14 protein-coding genes, 2 tRNA genes and 1 rRNA gene are annotated in these 14,834 nt (G+C 57.2%); 12 read left to right on the top strand and 5 right to left on the bottom strand.

All coding sequences use genetic code 11. The features are described 5' to 3' along the window. Window positions 1-3: 3 nt before the first annotated feature. From rrf to HWQ15_RS07405, 3 genes are all read left to right on the top strand, one after another. A 5S ribosomal RNA gene (gene rrf, locus HWQ15_RS07415) occupies window positions 4-119 on the top strand. A gap of 55 nt (window positions 120-174) precedes the next feature. Then, window positions 175-251: transfer RNA gene (locus HWQ15_RS07410), tRNA-Asp, on the top strand. A 53-nt stretch (window positions 252-304) separates the two neighbouring features. Next, window positions 305-380 (top strand) — tRNA-Trp (locus HWQ15_RS07405). Between the two features lie 99 nt (window positions 381-479). Here the strand turns inward: HWQ15_RS07405 and hdfR are convergent. Then, window positions 480-1,301 carry an HTH-type transcriptional regulator HdfR gene (hdfR, locus tag HWQ15_RS07400; RefSeq protein WP_022649779.1) on the bottom strand — a complete coding sequence of 274 codons (822 nt, stop codon included), beginning with the start codon at window positions 1,299-1,301 and terminating at the stop codon, window positions 480-482. Window positions 1,302-1,419: 118 nt separating this feature from the next. On the opposite strand from hdfR, the gene HWQ15_RS07395 reads away from it, so the two are divergent. Next, window positions 1,420-1,758: a DUF413 domain-containing protein gene (locus HWQ15_RS07395; protein WP_006808641.1), complete on the top strand. Its 339-nt coding sequence runs from the start codon at window positions 1,420-1,422 to the stop codon at window positions 1,756-1,758. Window positions 1,759-1,784: 26 nt separating this feature from the next. On the opposite strand, the gene HWQ15_RS07390 is transcribed toward HWQ15_RS07395, so the two are convergent. After that, window positions 1,785-3,305 carry a YifB family Mg chelatase-like AAA ATPase gene (locus HWQ15_RS07390; RefSeq protein ID WP_063149497.1) on the bottom strand — a complete coding sequence of 507 codons (1,521 nt, stop codon included), beginning with the start codon at window positions 3,303-3,305 and terminating at the stop codon, window positions 1,785-1,787. Between the two features lie 341 nt (window positions 3,306-3,646). On the opposite strand from HWQ15_RS07390, the gene ilvL reads away from it, so the two are divergent. The 7 genes from ilvL to ilvA all read left to right on the top strand — a co-directional run bounded on the left by ilvL (window position 3,647) and on the right by ilvA (window position 10,197). Further along, window positions 3,647-3,745: an ilv operon leader peptide gene (ilvL, locus tag HWQ15_RS07385; protein ID WP_001311244.1), complete on the top strand. Its 99-nt coding sequence runs from the start codon at window positions 3,647-3,649 to the stop codon at window positions 3,743-3,745. A gap of 86 nt (window positions 3,746-3,831) precedes the next feature. Further along, entirely contained in the window at window positions 3,832-3,882 is a 51-nt protein-coding gene (gene ilvX / locus HWQ15_RS23110) for a peptide IlvX (protein ID WP_166792073.1), read from the top strand. A 2-nt stretch (window positions 3,883-3,884) separates the two neighbouring features. Then, complete coding sequence (gene ilvG, locus HWQ15_RS07380; protein ID WP_045308986.1) at window positions 3,885-5,531, top strand: acetolactate synthase 2 catalytic subunit; 1,647 nt, start codon at window positions 3,885-3,887, stop codon at window positions 5,529-5,531. Further along, a complete protein-coding gene (gene ilvM, locus HWQ15_RS07375; protein WP_063147041.1) occupies window positions 5,528-5,791 on the top strand; it encodes an acetolactate synthase 2 small subunit in 264 nt (87 codons plus the stop codon). Before ilvG ends, ilvM begins: the two co-directional genes overlap by 4 nt. A gap of 18 nt (window positions 5,792-5,809) precedes the next feature. Beyond that, entirely contained in the window at window positions 5,810-6,739 is a 930-nt protein-coding gene (gene ilvE, locus HWQ15_RS07370; RefSeq protein ID WP_003860182.1) for a branched-chain-amino-acid transaminase, read from the top strand. A 60-nt stretch (window positions 6,740-6,799) separates the two neighbouring features. Continuing rightward, window positions 6,800-8,650, top strand: coding sequence for a dihydroxy-acid dehydratase (gene ilvD / locus HWQ15_RS07365; RefSeq protein ID WP_022649775.1), 1,851 nt, complete (start codon window positions 6,800-6,802; stop codon window positions 8,648-8,650). Between the two features lie 2 nt (window positions 8,651-8,652). Next, entirely contained in the window at window positions 8,653-10,197 is a 1,545-nt protein-coding gene (gene ilvA, locus HWQ15_RS07360) for a threonine ammonia-lyase, biosynthetic (RefSeq protein ID WP_100148853.1), read from the top strand. Between the two features lie 45 nt (window positions 10,198-10,242). Here ilvA and ilvY read toward each other — a convergent pair whose 3' ends face one another. Further along, window positions 10,243-11,133, bottom strand: a complete 891-nt coding sequence (gene ilvY / locus HWQ15_RS07355; protein WP_017382574.1) for an HTH-type transcriptional activator IlvY — start codon at window positions 11,131-11,133, stop codon at window positions 10,243-10,245. Between the two features lie 152 nt (window positions 11,134-11,285). On the opposite strand from ilvY, the gene ilvC reads away from it, so the two are divergent. After that, window positions 11,286-12,761, top strand: a complete 1,476-nt coding sequence (gene ilvC, locus HWQ15_RS07350) for a ketol-acid reductoisomerase (protein ID WP_022649773.1) — start codon at window positions 11,286-11,288, stop codon at window positions 12,759-12,761. A gap of 36 nt (window positions 12,762-12,797) precedes the next feature. Here ilvC and trmL read toward each other — a convergent pair whose 3' ends face one another. After that, window positions 12,798-13,271, bottom strand: coding sequence for a tRNA (uridine(34)/cytosine(34)/5-carboxymethylaminomethyluridine(34)-2'-O)-methyltransferase TrmL (gene trmL / locus HWQ15_RS07345; RefSeq protein ID WP_022649772.1), 474 nt, complete (start codon window positions 13,269-13,271; stop codon window positions 12,798-12,800). Window positions 13,272-13,317: 46 nt separating this feature from the next. Beyond that, window positions 13,318-14,658: an aromatic acid/H+ symport family MFS transporter gene (locus HWQ15_RS07340; RefSeq protein ID WP_022649771.1), complete on the bottom strand. Its 1,341-nt coding sequence runs from the start codon at window positions 14,656-14,658 to the stop codon at window positions 13,318-13,320. Window positions 14,659-14,834 lie beyond the last annotated feature (176 nt).

Below are 14,834 nucleotides of genomic sequence, written 5' to 3'. Positions count from 1 at the left end.
TTGCCTGGCGGCTTTAGCGCGGTGGTCCCACCTGACCCCATGCCGAACTCAGAAGTGAAACGCCGTAGCGCCGATGGTAGTGTGGGGTCTCCCCATGTGAGAGTAGGGAACTGCCAGGCATCAAATTAAGTAGTAAGCCGGTGCATTAATCCGGTGGTTACAGAAGTATTCGGTGGAGCGGTAGTTCAGTCGGTTAGAATACCTGCCTGTCACGCAGGGGGTCGCGGGTTCGAGTCCCGTCCGTTCCGCCACTTATTAAGACATTAAGCCTGCCCAAAGGGCAGGCTTAATGGCAAAAAAATTTAGGGGCGTAGCTCAGTTGGTAGAGCACCGGTCTCCAAAACCGGGTGTCGCGAGTTCGAGTCTCTCCGCCCCTGCCATATAGAATCCTTTGCTTCGGCAAAGGATTTTTTTTGCCTGTAAAACGGCTCAACACCTTCCTGAAGAATAAGCAGCCTGCGTTTCCGCAGGCTTTTGCGTTAATCCAGTATGCTGGTTTTTAACAGATCTTTTATCTGCGACTGCTTATCGCTGTTTTGCAGCCAAATGGCATACAGCGGCCTGGAGAGCGTTGTTGAATCGGTGACAACATGGAGTGCAGGTTTATTATCCGCCCAGCGAACAGGTAACCATGTACAGCCTTTCAGTGTGGGAAGATGCTGGCATGCGATCTCCGCAGAGCTTGTCGTGAGTTGCGGGATATCATCGCTGGCAATTAACCCCGTCTCGTGCTGCTGAAAATCAGGCCCCCATTCCAGGCGTAAATAATTCAGGTCGGCCTTCATCATTGCAGGCTCGGATGCATAGAGCGCCAGGCTAAACTGTCCAACAATCTGGCTGCTAAATTCATCCATCTTGGGGGCTTCTGTGGTGATCAGCAGATCAAGCTGCCGCTCGTGGAGTTGCTTAACCAGCGACTGGCGTTGCGCAATCCTCGCCTCAAATTGCAGATGGTTGTGTGTGCGATATAGCCGCATAAGCCACTGGCTGAGCATGCATTCCCATAGTGAAGCGCTGGCACCGATCGAGAATTCATTATGCCGGGATGTGTGCGCAACCTCCTTTCGCGCTGCCTGCCAGGTATTCATCAGGGTTTCTGCATAAGGCAATAGCTTTTCACCGGCCGGGGTTAGACGAATATTGTTGCGATGGCGGGTAAAAAGGTTCACACCCAGTTGATTTTCCAGCTGTCGAATACGAAAACTGACTGCTGACTGCGTCAGGTAGAGGGCTTCAGCTGCTCGCCCAAAGTGTCGCGTTCTGCTCACTTCGAGGAAAGTTTTTAGCAATTCCGTATCCACATCTTTCTCCACAAAATTATTTGTCGTTATGATTTAAATGTTTTGTTTTACACTCTGTCAAGCGTAACTAATACTCCGCGCCATAAATAGCTCGGCCAAAGAATTAGGAGCGTGTAGGATGGCGGAAAGCTTTACGACGACTAATCGTTTTTTCGATAATAAACATTATCCGCGCGGGTTCTCTCGTCACGGCGATTTCACTATCAAAGAAGCTCAACTTCTTGAGCGCCATGGTTATGCCTTTAACGAGCTGGATCTGGGTAAGCGCGAACCGGCAACCGAAGATGAAAAACAGTTTGTCTCTGTTTGTCGTGGTGAGCGTGAGCCGCAGTCTGATGCAGAACGTGTATGGATCAAGTATATGGCTCGCATTAAGCGTCCTAAGCGTTTCCATACGCTGTCTGGCGGCAAGCCGCAGATGGAAGGTGCAGAAGACTACACCGAGTCTGACGATTAAGAAGAGAAGGGGCTACGGCCCCTTTTTTATGCCAGCATTTTTTGCAGATGCAACAGCAGCCGATCGATCGCACGGTAGCTTAATGCCTCCTGCAAATGTCGCCTCTCTATTCTGGGGCAGCCCTCCACGTCAGCGACCGTGCGCGCAACTTTCAACAAACGCTGCCACGCGCGAATGGATAGCCCAAACCGCGTCAGTGTCTCTTCCAGCCAGCCTGCATCTTCGGCGTTGAGAGAGCAAAACTGTCGGATCCCGCTGTTATCCAGCCGGGCATTCAGCCTGTTCTGACGAGCATACTGCCGCGCCTGAGCCGCAATAACCCGTTCTCGCACCACTGCTGAGCTTTCGCCTTTGATACCGGTTTGCCTCAGCAGACCGGGCGGTGGCAGGGGGATCTCGAGAGATAAATCAAAACGGTCGAGGAAGGGGCCGGACAGCTTACTCAGATAGCGCAGCGTCTGCTCCGGCGTACAGCGGTTATGGTTGCCCTGATAATGGCCCGTTGGGCTAGGGTTCATCGCGGCGACCAGCTGAAACTGCGCAGGGTAGCTTATTTTGGCGCGTGTACGAGACAGATGGATTTCGCCGGATTCAATCGGCTCCCGCAACGCATCCAGCACGCGGCGTTCAAACTCTGGCAATTCATCCAGGAACAGAATGCCGTTGTGTGCCAGTGAGATTTCACCCGGTCCGGGAATTGAGCCCCCGCCCACCATCGCGGTAAGAGACGCACTGTGGTGTGGCGAGCGGAAAGGACGGCGGCGCCACTGTTTATGCAGCGATATTGAACTGACCAGGCTAAATATCGCGGCGCTTTCCAGCGCTTCGTGATTATTGAGGGGGGGCAGCAGGCCGCTCAACCTGCTCGCCAGCATCGTTTTCCCCGTGCCTGGCGGACCTATCAGTAGCAGGTTATGCCCACCCGCGGCCGTTATTTCTAACGCCCGTTTACCCTGTTCCTGACCCATAATATCGCTGAGGTCATCGGGAGAATCTGCCACTACCTCCTCATTCTCCTGCGGCTCGGCAAGCTCGTGTCGGCCTTCCAGCCAGGCGCAAACCTCCTGCAAATGTCCCGCGACAAGACACCCCTTTTCGGCGATAAGGCTGACTTCAGAGGCATTTTCATTGGCCACAATGATTTGCCTTCCCGCGCGTATGGCTTCAAGCGCACCCGAGATTGCTCCGGGAACGCCTCTTAACGCGCCTGTAAGCGCTAATTCACCCACGAACTCGCACGAGCTTAACCCTGGCGTATTGAGCTGTTCAGAAGCCGCGAGAAGCGCTATAGCAATAGGTAAATCATATCGCCCTCCCTCCTTTGGCAAATCGGCGGGCGCAAGGTTGATGGTGATCTTCTTCGCCGGAAAAGCATAACCGCTATTAATAATTGCGCTGCGCACGCGATCCCTGGCCTCCTTAACGGTCGTTTCGGGTAAGCCGACCAGCGTCAGTCCGGGCAGTCCATTACTTAAATGAACCTCTACAGAAATAAGCGGTGCCTTCACGCCGATGGCCGCGCGTGTATAAACAACTGACAGTGACATAAGCCCCTCCTTGGCGGTAACTATGCCAGCATCATTTTTTCCTGTTTAGCGCTAATTCACTGAATTACGGCGCTCGTTCCAGCCTTTTAGCGCCTAAATGTAATCATTACATGTCGGTGGAATCGGCCTCGCAGAAAAGAAATCATGCGCGCCTTGCCTGATGAAACAGGACAAAAAAATGAAAAATCTTCATTTCTATTTTTTCCCTATATAAAACAACGATTTTGAAAGAAATAGTTCGCCTGCTACAGAAATGGGTCATAAAAAAATCTTGTGTCAGATGAAATATCTGTGGTAACTCTTTAGGTATTCCTTCGAACAAGATGCAAAAAGAACTGAAAATGACAGCCCTTCTACGAGTGATTAGCCTGGTCGTGATTAGCGTGGTGGTGATTATTATCCCACCGTGCGGGGCTGCACTTGGACGAGGAAAGGCTTAGAAATCAAGCCTTAACGAACTAAGACCCCCGCACCGAAAGGTCCGGGGGTTTTTTTATGACTAAAAAACTTAAATGAGGAGCAGAGAATGACGACTAGCACAAAATTCTGTTTCTCCAGATTTATGACGGGGAACTAACTATGAATGGGGCACAATGGGTAGTACATGCGTTGCGCGCGCAGGGAGTCGAAACCGTATTCGGTTATCCGGGTGGCGCAATTATGCCGATTTACGATGCACTGTATGACGGCGGCGTGGAACACCTCTTGTGCCGACACGAGCAGGGCGCAGCGATGGCCGCCATCGGTTATGCCCGTGCGACCGGTAAAACCGGCGTCTGTATGGCCACCTCCGGTCCGGGCGCAACGAACCTGATCACCGGCCTGGCTGACGCGCTGCTCGATTCCGTACCCGTGGTGGCGATCACCGGCCAGGTGGCCTCTCCTTTCATCGGCACCGATGCTTTCCAGGAAGTGGATGTGCTCGGTTTATCGCTTGCCTGCACCAAACACAGCTTCCTCGTTCAGTCTCTCGAAGAGCTGCCGCGCGTGATGGCCGAAGCGTTCGAGGTTGCCAGCTCTGGCCGTCCTGGTCCGGTTCTGGTAGATATCCCGAAAGATATTCAGGTTGCACTCGGCGATCTGGAACCGCACTTCTCCACCGTTGAAAGCGACAACGTGTTTCCCCATACGGAGGTTGAAGAGGCTCGCCAGATGCTGGCGCAGGCGAAACAGCCGATGCTGTATGTAGGCGGCGGCGTGGGCATGGCGCAGGCCGTTCCTGCCCTGCGCGAATTTATCGCAGTAACGCAAATGCCCGCCACCTGCACGCTGAAAGGATTGGGCGCGGTCGACGCGGACTATCCATACTATTTGGGCATGTTAGGGATGCACGGCACCAAAGCGGCAAACCTGGCGGTGCAGGAGTGTGACCTGCTCATCGCCGTCGGCGCCCGTTTTGACGACCGCGTCACCGGCAAGCTGAACACCTTTGCGCCGAACGCCAAAGTGATCCATATGGACATCGACCCGGCGGAGATGAACAAACTGCGTCAGGCGCATGTCGCGTTGCAGGGCGATCTCAACGCGCTGTTACCGGCGCTGGAGCAGCCGCTGGATATCAACCCATGGCGTCAGCACACCGCCGATATGCGCGCTGAACACGCCTGGCGTTACGACCACCCCGGCGAGGCCATCTATGCGCCGCTATTGTTGAAACAGTTGTCCGACCGCAAACCCGCAGACAGCGTGGTGACGACGGATGTCGGCCAGCATCAGATGTGGTCAGCCCAGCACATGACCTACACCCGCCCGGAGAACTTCATCACCTCGAGCGGCTTAGGCACGATGGGCTTCGGCCTGCCCGCTGCCGTGGGCGCACAGGTTGCCCGCCCGAACGATACCGTTATCTGTATCTCCGGTGACGGCTCCTTCATGATGAACGTCCAGGAGCTCGGCACCGTGAAGCGTAAGCAGTTACCGCTGAAAATCGTTTTGCTCGATAACCAGCGTTTAGGCATGGTTCGCCAGTGGCAGCAGCTGTTCTTCCAGGAGCGTTACAGCGAAACGACCCTGACCGACAACCCCGATTTCCTCACCCTGGCCAGCGCCTTCGGCATTCCTGGCCAGCACATCACCCGTAAAGACCAGGTTGAAGCGGCACTCGACACCATGCTGTCAAGCGAAGGGCCATACCTGCTTCATGTCTCAATCGACGAGCTTGAGAACGTCTGGCCGTTGGTACCGCCCGGTGCCAGTAACTCACAAATGCTGGAGAAATTATCATGATGCAACATCAGGTCGCCGTGCAGGCTCGCTTCAACCCGGAAACGTTAGAACGCGTATTGCGTGTGGTCCGTCACCGTGGTTTTCAGGTTTGCTCTATGAATATGGAAACGGCCACGGATGCACAAAATATCAGTATCGAATTAACCGTTGCCAGCCCGCGGCCGGTCGACTTACTGTTTAGTCAGTTATCAAAACTGGTAGACGTTGCCCATGTTGCCATCTGCCAGAGCACAACCACATCACAACAAATCCGCGCTTAAGCGTGACAGGACGAAAAAATGACGACAAAAAAAGCTGATTACATTTGGTTCAATGGTGAGATGGTTCGCTGGGAAGACGCGAAAGTTCACGTGATGTCCCACGCGCTGCACTACGGCACCTCCGTGTTTGAAGGCATCCGTTGCTACGATTCTCACAAAGGACCAGTGGTGTTCCGCCATCGCGAACACATGCAGCGTCTGCATGACTCAGCCAAAATTTATCGTTTCCCGGTCTCCCAAAGCGTTGATGAGCTGATGGAAGCCTGCCGCGAGGTGATCCGCCAGAACAAACTGACCAGTGCCTATATTCGTCCGCTGGTCTTCGTGGGTGATGTCGGCATGGGTGTCAATCCGCCCGCTGGCTATAACACCGATGTGATCATTGCTGCGTTCCCGTGGGGCGCCTACCTGGGCGCGGAAGCACTGGATCAGGGGATCGACGCAATGGTTTCTTCCTGGAACCGCGTGGCACCAAACACTATCCCGACCGCGGCTAAAGCGGGCGGTAACTACCTCTCCTCACTGCTGGTTGGCAGCGAAGCGCGCCGTCACGGTTACCAGGAAGGTATCGCGCTCGATGTAAATGGCTACATCTCCGAAGGTGCGGGCGAAAACCTGTTTGAAGTGAAAGACGGCATTCTGTTCACCCCGCCGTTCACCTCGTCCGCGCTGCCGGGCATCACCCGCGACGCCATCATCAAGCTGGCAAAAGATCTGGGTATCGAAGTACGCGAGCAGGTGCTGTCCCGCGAATCCCTGTACCTGGCTGACGAAGTGTTCATGTCCGGTACCGCGGCTGAAATTACACCGGTGCGTAGCGTCGACGGCATTCAGGTGGGCGAAGGCCGCTGTGGTCCGGTCACCAAACGCATTCAGCAAGCCTTCTTCGGCCTGTTCACCGGCGAAACAGAAGACAAATACGGCTGGTTGGATCAGGTTAATCACTAAATATAAATTTGGGACGGCACGCACCGTCCCATTTAATAGTCAGACGGGAGTAAATAAAGCATGCCTAAGTATCGTTCAGCCACCACCACCCACGGCCGTAATATGGCGGGTGCCCGCGCACTGTGGCGCGCCACCGGAATGACCGACGCCGATTTCGGCAAGCCAATTATCGCCGTGGTGAACTCCTTCACCCAGTTTGTGCCGGGCCACGTGCACCTGCGCGATCTCGGTAAGCTGGTTGCCGAGCAAATCGAAGCCTCCGGCGGCGTGGCGAAAGAGTTCAACACCATTGCGGTGGATGACGGTATCGCAATGGGCCACGGGGGGATGCTCTATTCACTGCCGTCGCGCGAGCTGATCGCCGACTCGGTGGAGTACATGGTTAACGCCCACTGCGCCGATGCGATGGTCTGTATCTCCAACTGCGACAAAATCACCCCGGGGATGCTGATGGCCTCCCTGCGCCTGAACATTCCGGTGATCTTCGTTTCCGGCGGCCCGATGGAAGCGGGTAAAACCAAGCTTTCCGACAAAATCATCAAGCTCGACCTGGTCGATGCGATGATCCAGGGTGCGGACCCGAAAGTCTCTGACGAGCAGAGCGACCAGGTGGAACGCTCCGCGTGTCCGACCTGCGGCTCCTGTTCCGGGATGTTCACCGCCAACTCCATGAACTGCCTGACCGAAGCGCTGGGCCTTTCTCAGCCGGGTAACGGCTCGCTGCTGGCGACCCACGCCGACCGTAAGCAGCTGTTCCTTAACGCGGGCAAGCGCATCGTTGAGCTGACCAAACGCTACTACGAGCAGGACGATGCCAGCGCGCTGCCGCGCAACATCGCCAGTAAAGCGGCGTTCGAAAACGCCATGACGCTGGATATCGCCATGGGCGGTTCCACCAACACCGTTCTGCACCTGCTGGCCGCCGCGCAGGAAGCCGAAATCGACTTCACCATGAGCGACATCGACAAGCTCTCCCGCAAAGTGCCGCAGCTGTGTAAAGTCGCGCCGAGTACCCAGAAGTACCATATGGAAGACGTGCATCGTGCTGGTGGTGTCATCGGTATTCTCGGCGAGCTGGATCGCGCAGGGCTGCTGAACCGCAACGTGAAAAATGTGCTCGGCCTGACGCTGCCGGAGTCGCTGGACCAGTACGACGTGATGCTGACCAAAGACGACGCGGTGAAAAAGATGTTCCGCGCCGGTCCGGCAGGTATTCGCACCACGCAGGCGTTCTCGCAGGATTGCCGCTGGGACACACTGGATGACGATCGCGCCGAAGGCTGCATCCGCTCGCTGGAACATGCCTACAGCAAAGACGGCGGTCTGGCCGTGCTGTACGGTAACTTTGCGGAAAACGGCTGCATCGTGAAAACCGCAGGCGTGGACGACAGCATTCTCAAATTCACCGGTCCGGCAAAAGTGTATGAAAGCCAGGACGAGGCGGTAGACGCTATCCTCGGTGGCAAAGTGGTGGAAGGCGACGTGGTGGTCATTCGCTACGAAGGGCCGAAAGGCGGTCCGGGCATGCAGGAGATGCTCTACCCGACTACCTTCCTGAAATCGATGGGCCTCGGCAAAGCCTGCGCGCTGATCACCGACGGTCGTTTCTCTGGCGGCACGTCAGGCCTCTCCATTGGCCACGTCTCCCCGGAAGCGGCAAGCGGCGGCAATATCGCGATCATCGAAGATGGCGACCTGATCGAAATCGACATTCCGAACCGCGGCATTCAGCTGAAGCTGAGTGACCAGGAGATTGCGGCCCGTCGTGAAGCGCAGGAAGCCCGCGGCGACAAAGCCTGGACGCCGAAAGACCGCCAGCGTGAAGTCTCCTTCGCCCTGCGTGCCTACGCAAGCCTTGCCACCAGTGCAGATAAAGGCGCGGTGCGCGATAAATCTAAACTTGGGGGCTAATGATGGCCGAGTCACAACCCTTATCCGCCGCCCCCGAGGGGGCGGAATACCTGAGAGCGGTGCTGCGCGCGCCGGTCTATGAAGCCGTGCAGGTCACGCCCCTGCAAAAAATGGACAAACTCTCCTCGCGCCTCGACAACGTCATTCTGGTGAAGCGCGAAGACAGGCAGCCGGTGCACAGCTTCAAGCTGCGCGGCGCCTACGCGATGATGGCCGGGCTGACGGATGAGCAGAAAGCGCGCGGCGTCATTACCGCGTCGGCGGGCAACCACGCGCAGGGCGTGGCGTTCTCCGCGGCCCGTTTAGGGCTGAAAGCGCTGATCGTGATGCCGGTTGCCACGGCGGATATCAAAGTCGACGCGGTGCGCGGTTTTGGCGGGGAAGTGCTGCTTCACGGCGCGAATTTTGACGAAGCGAAAGCCAAAGCGATTGAGCTGGCGCAGCAGCAGGGCTTCACCTGGGTCCCGCCGTTCGATCACCCGATGGTGATTGCCGGGCAGGGTACGCTGGCGCTGGAACTTTTGCAGCAGGATGCCCATCTCGACCGCGTTTTCGTTCCGGTGGGCGGCGGTGGCTTAGCCGCTGGTGTGGCGGTGCTGATCAAACAGCTAATGCCGCAGATCAAAGTGATTGCGGTTGAAGCGGAAGACTCCGCTTGCCTGAAGGCGGCGCTGGACGCCGGACATCCGGTGGATCTGCCGCGCGTAGGGCTGTTCGCCGAGGGCGTGGCGGTGAAGCGCATTGGCGATGAAACGTTCCGTCTGTGCCAGGAGTATCTCGACGATATCGTCACCGTCGACAGCGACGCTATCTGCGCGGCGATGAAAGATCTCTTCGAGGATGTGCGTGCGGTGGCGGAGCCGTCCGGCGCGCTGGCGCTGGCGGGGATGAAGAAATACATCGCCCAGCACAACATTCGCGGCGAGCGTCTGGCGCACGTGCTTTCCGGCGCCAATGTGAACTTCCACGGCCTGCGCTACGTGTCCGAACGCTGTGAGCTGGGCGAGCAGCGTGAAGCCCTGCTGGCGGTGACCATTCCGGAAGAGAAGGGCAGCTTCCTGAAGTTTTGCCAGCTGCTGGGCGGCCGTTCGGTAACGGAGTTCAACTACCGCTTTGCCGATGCCAAAGATGCGTGCATTTTTGTCGGCGTGCGTCTGAGCCGTGGCGTGGAGGAGCGCAAAGAGATCCTCAGCCTGCTGCATGACGGCGGCTACAGCGTGGTCGATCTCTCCGACGACGAAATGGCGAAGCTGCACGTGCGTTACATGGTCGGTGGCCGTCCATCCAAGCCGCTCAAGGAACGCCTGTTCAGCTTCGAGTTCCCGGAATCGCCGGGCGCGTTGCTCAAGTTCCTGCACACGCTGGGCACCCACTGGAACATTTCTCTGTTCCACTACCGCAGCCACGGCACCGACTACGGCCGCGTGCTGGCGGCGTTCGAGCTGGGCGAGCACGAGCCGGATTTCGAAACGCGCCTGAACGAGCTGGGCTATGAGTGCCATGACGAAACCCACAACCCGGCGTTCCGCTTCTTCCTCGCGGGCTAAGGGTTGAGCTGCGTGTAGGCCGGGTAAGCGCAGCGCCACCCGGCTTTAGTGGTTCGGCAATATCTTCCAGAACGCATCAATAAGCGGCTCATGCAGCCGCTTTTTTTGTGCGCACACGCCAAGCTCGAACGGCGTTTTTTCGTCGCTGCGTTCTAAAATCATCACGCGATTGCGCACTGGCTCCGGGCTGTTTTCCAGCACCACTTCTGGCAGCAGCGCCACGCCGCAGCCGAGCGCCACCATCGACACCATCGCCTCATGGCCGCCGACCGTGGCGTAAATCGACGGGTTGCTGATTTTCTGGCGGCGGAACCACAGCTCAATGCGGCGGCGCACCGGCCCCTGATCGGCCATGATAAACGGCACCGTCGACCAGTCCGGTTTCTCCACCGAGACCTGGTTGCGCACAGGGCAGGGCAGCGCCGGGGCAATCAGTACTACCGCCAGATTCTCCAGCATTGAGAACGCTACCGCGCCCGGCAGGGTTTCCGGCTTCCCGGCAATCGCGAGATCCGCTTCGCCCGTGACCACTTTTTCCATCGCGTCGGCGGCATCGCCGGTGGTGAGCTTAATTTCAACCGACGGATGTTCCGCGCGGAAGCGGTCGAGAATGGGGGGAAGATGGCTGTAGGCGGCGGTCACGGAGCAGAAAATATGCAGCTCGCCGGAAAGCGACGGCCCCTGCTGGTCGATGGTGTGCCGCAGCTGCTGGTACTGCAACAAGGTTTGCTGGGCAAAGATGCGCAGCTCTTCACCGGCTTCCGTGAGGGTGACGGTGCGGTTATCGCGCACGAACAGCGGCTGGCCGAGGTCTTCCTCAAGGCGCTGGATCTGGCGCGACAGCGTGGAAGGACTGACGTGCATCGCCCGGGCGCTGCGGCCAAAGTGACGGCTTTCCGCCAGATGCAGGAACATTTTCAGATCGCGTAAATCCACCGATTCCACTCCCTCTTTTTACATTGCATAAATTGCAATGTGACGTTGTGAATATATCAATTCCCGCAATAAATTTCCTGTTGTAATGTGGGTACATTCTCGCTAAAACGCGAACCGAACAATAAGACGCACAACATCACGAGGTATCACCCATGGCTAACTACTTTAATACACTGAACTTGCGCCAGCAGCTGGCGCAGCTGGGCAAATGCCGCTTCATGGCGCGCGATGAATTTGCTGATGGCGCGAGCTACCTTCAGGGTAAAAAAGTGGTCATTGTTGGCTGTGGCGCACAGGGTCTGAACCAGGGCCTGAACATGCGTGACTCCGGGCTGGATATCTCCTACGCCCTGCGCAAAGAAGCGATTGCTGAAAAGCGCGCTTCCTGGCGTAAAGCGACCGAAAACGGCTTCAAAGTAGGTACCTACGAAGAGCTGATCCCGCAGGCGGACCTGGTGGTTAACCTGACGCCAGACAAGCAGCACTCAGACGTTGTGCGTTCCGTACAGCCGCTGATGAAAGACGGCGCCGCGCTGGGTTACTCCCACGGCTTCAACATCGTTGAAGTGGGCGAGCAGATCCGTAAAGACATCACCGTAGTGATGGTGGCACCGAAGTGCCCGGGCACCGAAGTGCGCGAAGAGTACAAACGTGGTTTCGGCGTACCGACGCTGATCGCCGTTCACCCGGAAAACGATCCGAAAGGCGAAGGCATGGCGATTGCCAAAGCCTGGGCAGCGGCCACCGGCGGCCATCGTGCGGGCGTACTGGAATCTTCCTTCGTTGCGGAAGTGAAATCTGACCTGATGGGCGAGCAGACCATTCTGTGCGGCATGCTCCAGGCGGGTTCTCTGCTGTGCTTCGACAAGCTGGTGGAAGAGGGCACCGACCCGGCATACGCGGAAAAACTGATTCAGTTCGGCTGGGAAACCATCACCGAAGCGCTGAAGCAGGGCGGCATTACGCTGATGATGGACCGTCTGTCCAATCCGGCAAAACTGCGCGCGTTCGCACTCTCTGAACAGCTGAAAACCATCATGGCACCGCTGTTCCAGAAACACATGGACGACATCATCTCCGGCGAGTTCTCTTCCGGCATGATGGCGGACTGGGCGAATGACGATAAGAAACTGCTGACCTGGCGCGAAGAGACCGGTAAAACCGCGTTCGAAACGGCACCACAGTTCGAGGGTAAAATCAGCGAGCAGGAGTACTTCGATAAAGGCGTACTGATGATCGCGATGGTGAAAGCGGGCGTTGAGCTGGCGTTCGAAACCATGGTGGATTCCGGCATCATTGAAGAATCTGCGTACTATGAATCGCTGCACGAGCTGCCGCTGATCGCAAACACCATCGCCCGTAAGCGTCTGTATGAGATGAACGTGGTGATCTCCGATACCGCCGAGTACGGTAACTATCTGTTCTCTTACGCCTGCGTACCGCTGCTGAAAGAGTTCATGACTACCCTGCAAGCAGGCGATCTGGGTAAAGCGATTGCGGAAGGTGCGGTTGATAACGCGCAGCTGCGTGACGTAAACGAAGCGATTCGCAGCCACGAAATCGAGAAAGTGGGCCAGAAACTGCGTGGCTACATGACCGATATGAAACGTATCGCAGTAGCAGACTAAAAAGACAATCGGGTGGCGCAAGCCACCCGAACTGTTTTAGCTACGCAGTATCGCGCCGGGATAACCCAGCTGGCGCCACGCCTCATAGACCACCACCGACACCGCATTCGACAGGTTCATGCTGCGGCTGTCCGGCATCATCGGAATACGAATTTTTTGCTCAGCGGGCAGGGCATCCAGAATGGTGGCCGGCAGGCCGCGGGTTTCCGGACCAAACATCAGATAATCTCCGTCCTGATAGCTTACGGCACTGTGCGCTGGCGTGCCTTTGGTGGTCAGGGCGAACATGCGCTGCGGCTTCTCTGCGTCCAGAAACGCGGCGTAATCGTGATGACGAACGACGGCAGTAAACTCATGGTAGTCCAGCCCCGCGCGGCGCAGACGTTTGTCGTCCCACGTAAAGCCCATCGGCTCAATGATGTGCAGACGAAAACCGGTGTTGGCGCACAGGCGGATGATATTGCCGGTATTGGGTGGGATTTCTGGTTCGAATAAGACGATGTTAAGCATGCTGCCCCCTTAATTGCGGGGGGCAGAATAGCAGAAAAGAGAGGGACTAGGCGACGCCCGGCTCCTGCGAGCGGCTATACAGCATTTTGTAGACGGTTGCCGCCGCGGCCACGAGAGCAGGCACGCTGAGGATCATCAAAATACTGTCCGCCTGCCACTGCATGGAGAGAAGCTGGGCGCTGGTCATGGTGCCCGCCACGCCGCCGAAGCGGCCGATCCCCTGCATCCAGGCGATACCCGTCGCGCGGCACTCGGTAGGGTAAAAGGTGGCGGCCAGGGTCTGCATCCCCGACTGCGCGCCGTTCATCGCGATCCCCATCAGGAAGATTAACCCGCCAAACAGGGCGATATGATTATGCTCAATGCCGAGTAAAAGAATCAGGCCCATCGTCAGCACGAAACCACACGCGACCACCTTGTGCGCTTCCCAGCGGTCCATCATCCAGCCCGCGAGCAGAATGCCAGCGGTGCCGCCGAAGGTGAACAGCGAGGTGAGCCAGGCGGATTCCGCCAGCGCATACCCCATCCCCTGCATCAGCGTTGGCATCCAGCTCAGCAGGACGTAATAAATCACCAGTCCCATAAAGTAGGTGACCCACAGCATCAGGGTGCCGGGCAGCCAGGGCATGGAAAACAGCTGCGACACGCTGCCTTTTTTCGACGCGACCTTCTCCTCCGCCAGGAAAAAGCCTGTGACGCTATCCAGCGTGCTGCGGGCGAACCGGCTGGCGATGCGGCGAACCTGCGCGACGTCTTTCCCGCGCTGCACCAGAAACTTCACCGACTCCGGCAACAGCAGCGCCAGCAGCACCGTTAAAATCAGCGGCGCAATCGCGCCGGTCAGCAGCACGCTTCGCCAGCCATGGTGAGGGATAAGCCAGGACGAGATCGCCCCGCCGCCCGCCGCACCCAGCGGAAAGCCGCAGTACATGGTGTTAATTGCCATGGCGCGGCAGCGCTGGGGGGCAAACTCTGAGATCAGCGTGATGGCGTTAGGCATCGCGGCGCCCAGCCCGAGACCGGTCAGAAATCGCCACAGCGTCAGGGTATTCAGACTTTGCGCCCAGGCCGTGCCCAGGCTCGCCAGGCCGAAGAACAGGCATGAAAAGACCAGTACGCGCTTGCGTCCCATACGGTCCGATACCGGACCTGCAATAAGAGCTCCCAGCGACAGCCCCAGTAGCGCCGCACTCAACACCGGCCCCAGATCCTGTTTATGTATTCCCCACTCCGCCGACAGCGTAGGCGCAATGTAACCCATCGCGGCGGTATCGAAACCATCGATCGCCAGCACCAGAAAGCCCAGCACAATAAGAAGCCAGTGAAACCCTGAAAAAGGACTCTCATCGATCACCTGCTGAATATCCACCCGACCTGAATACGTCATACGTTCCCCTCCGATGTGATGTTGTTTTTGTGTTCTTGTATTTGCTTGTCTATACAATTGCGGAGGGCGGGTTGTGTCAAATTTTCTTATCCAGAATGTTACGCAGGTGTTATTTTCAACAAAAAAAGCGCCCGAGGGTAAAGCCGGGCGCGGAAGAAGGGGAGGCTAACCGGGGG

Source organism: Enterobacter sp. DSM 30060 (assembly GCF_013375955.1).
GTDB classification, from domain to species: Bacteria; Pseudomonadota; Gammaproteobacteria; order Enterobacterales; family Enterobacteriaceae; genus Enterobacter; species Enterobacter intestinihominis.
The sequence above is the reverse complement of the archived record's forward strand: the minus strand, read 5'-3'. Positions and strand labels throughout refer to the sequence as shown.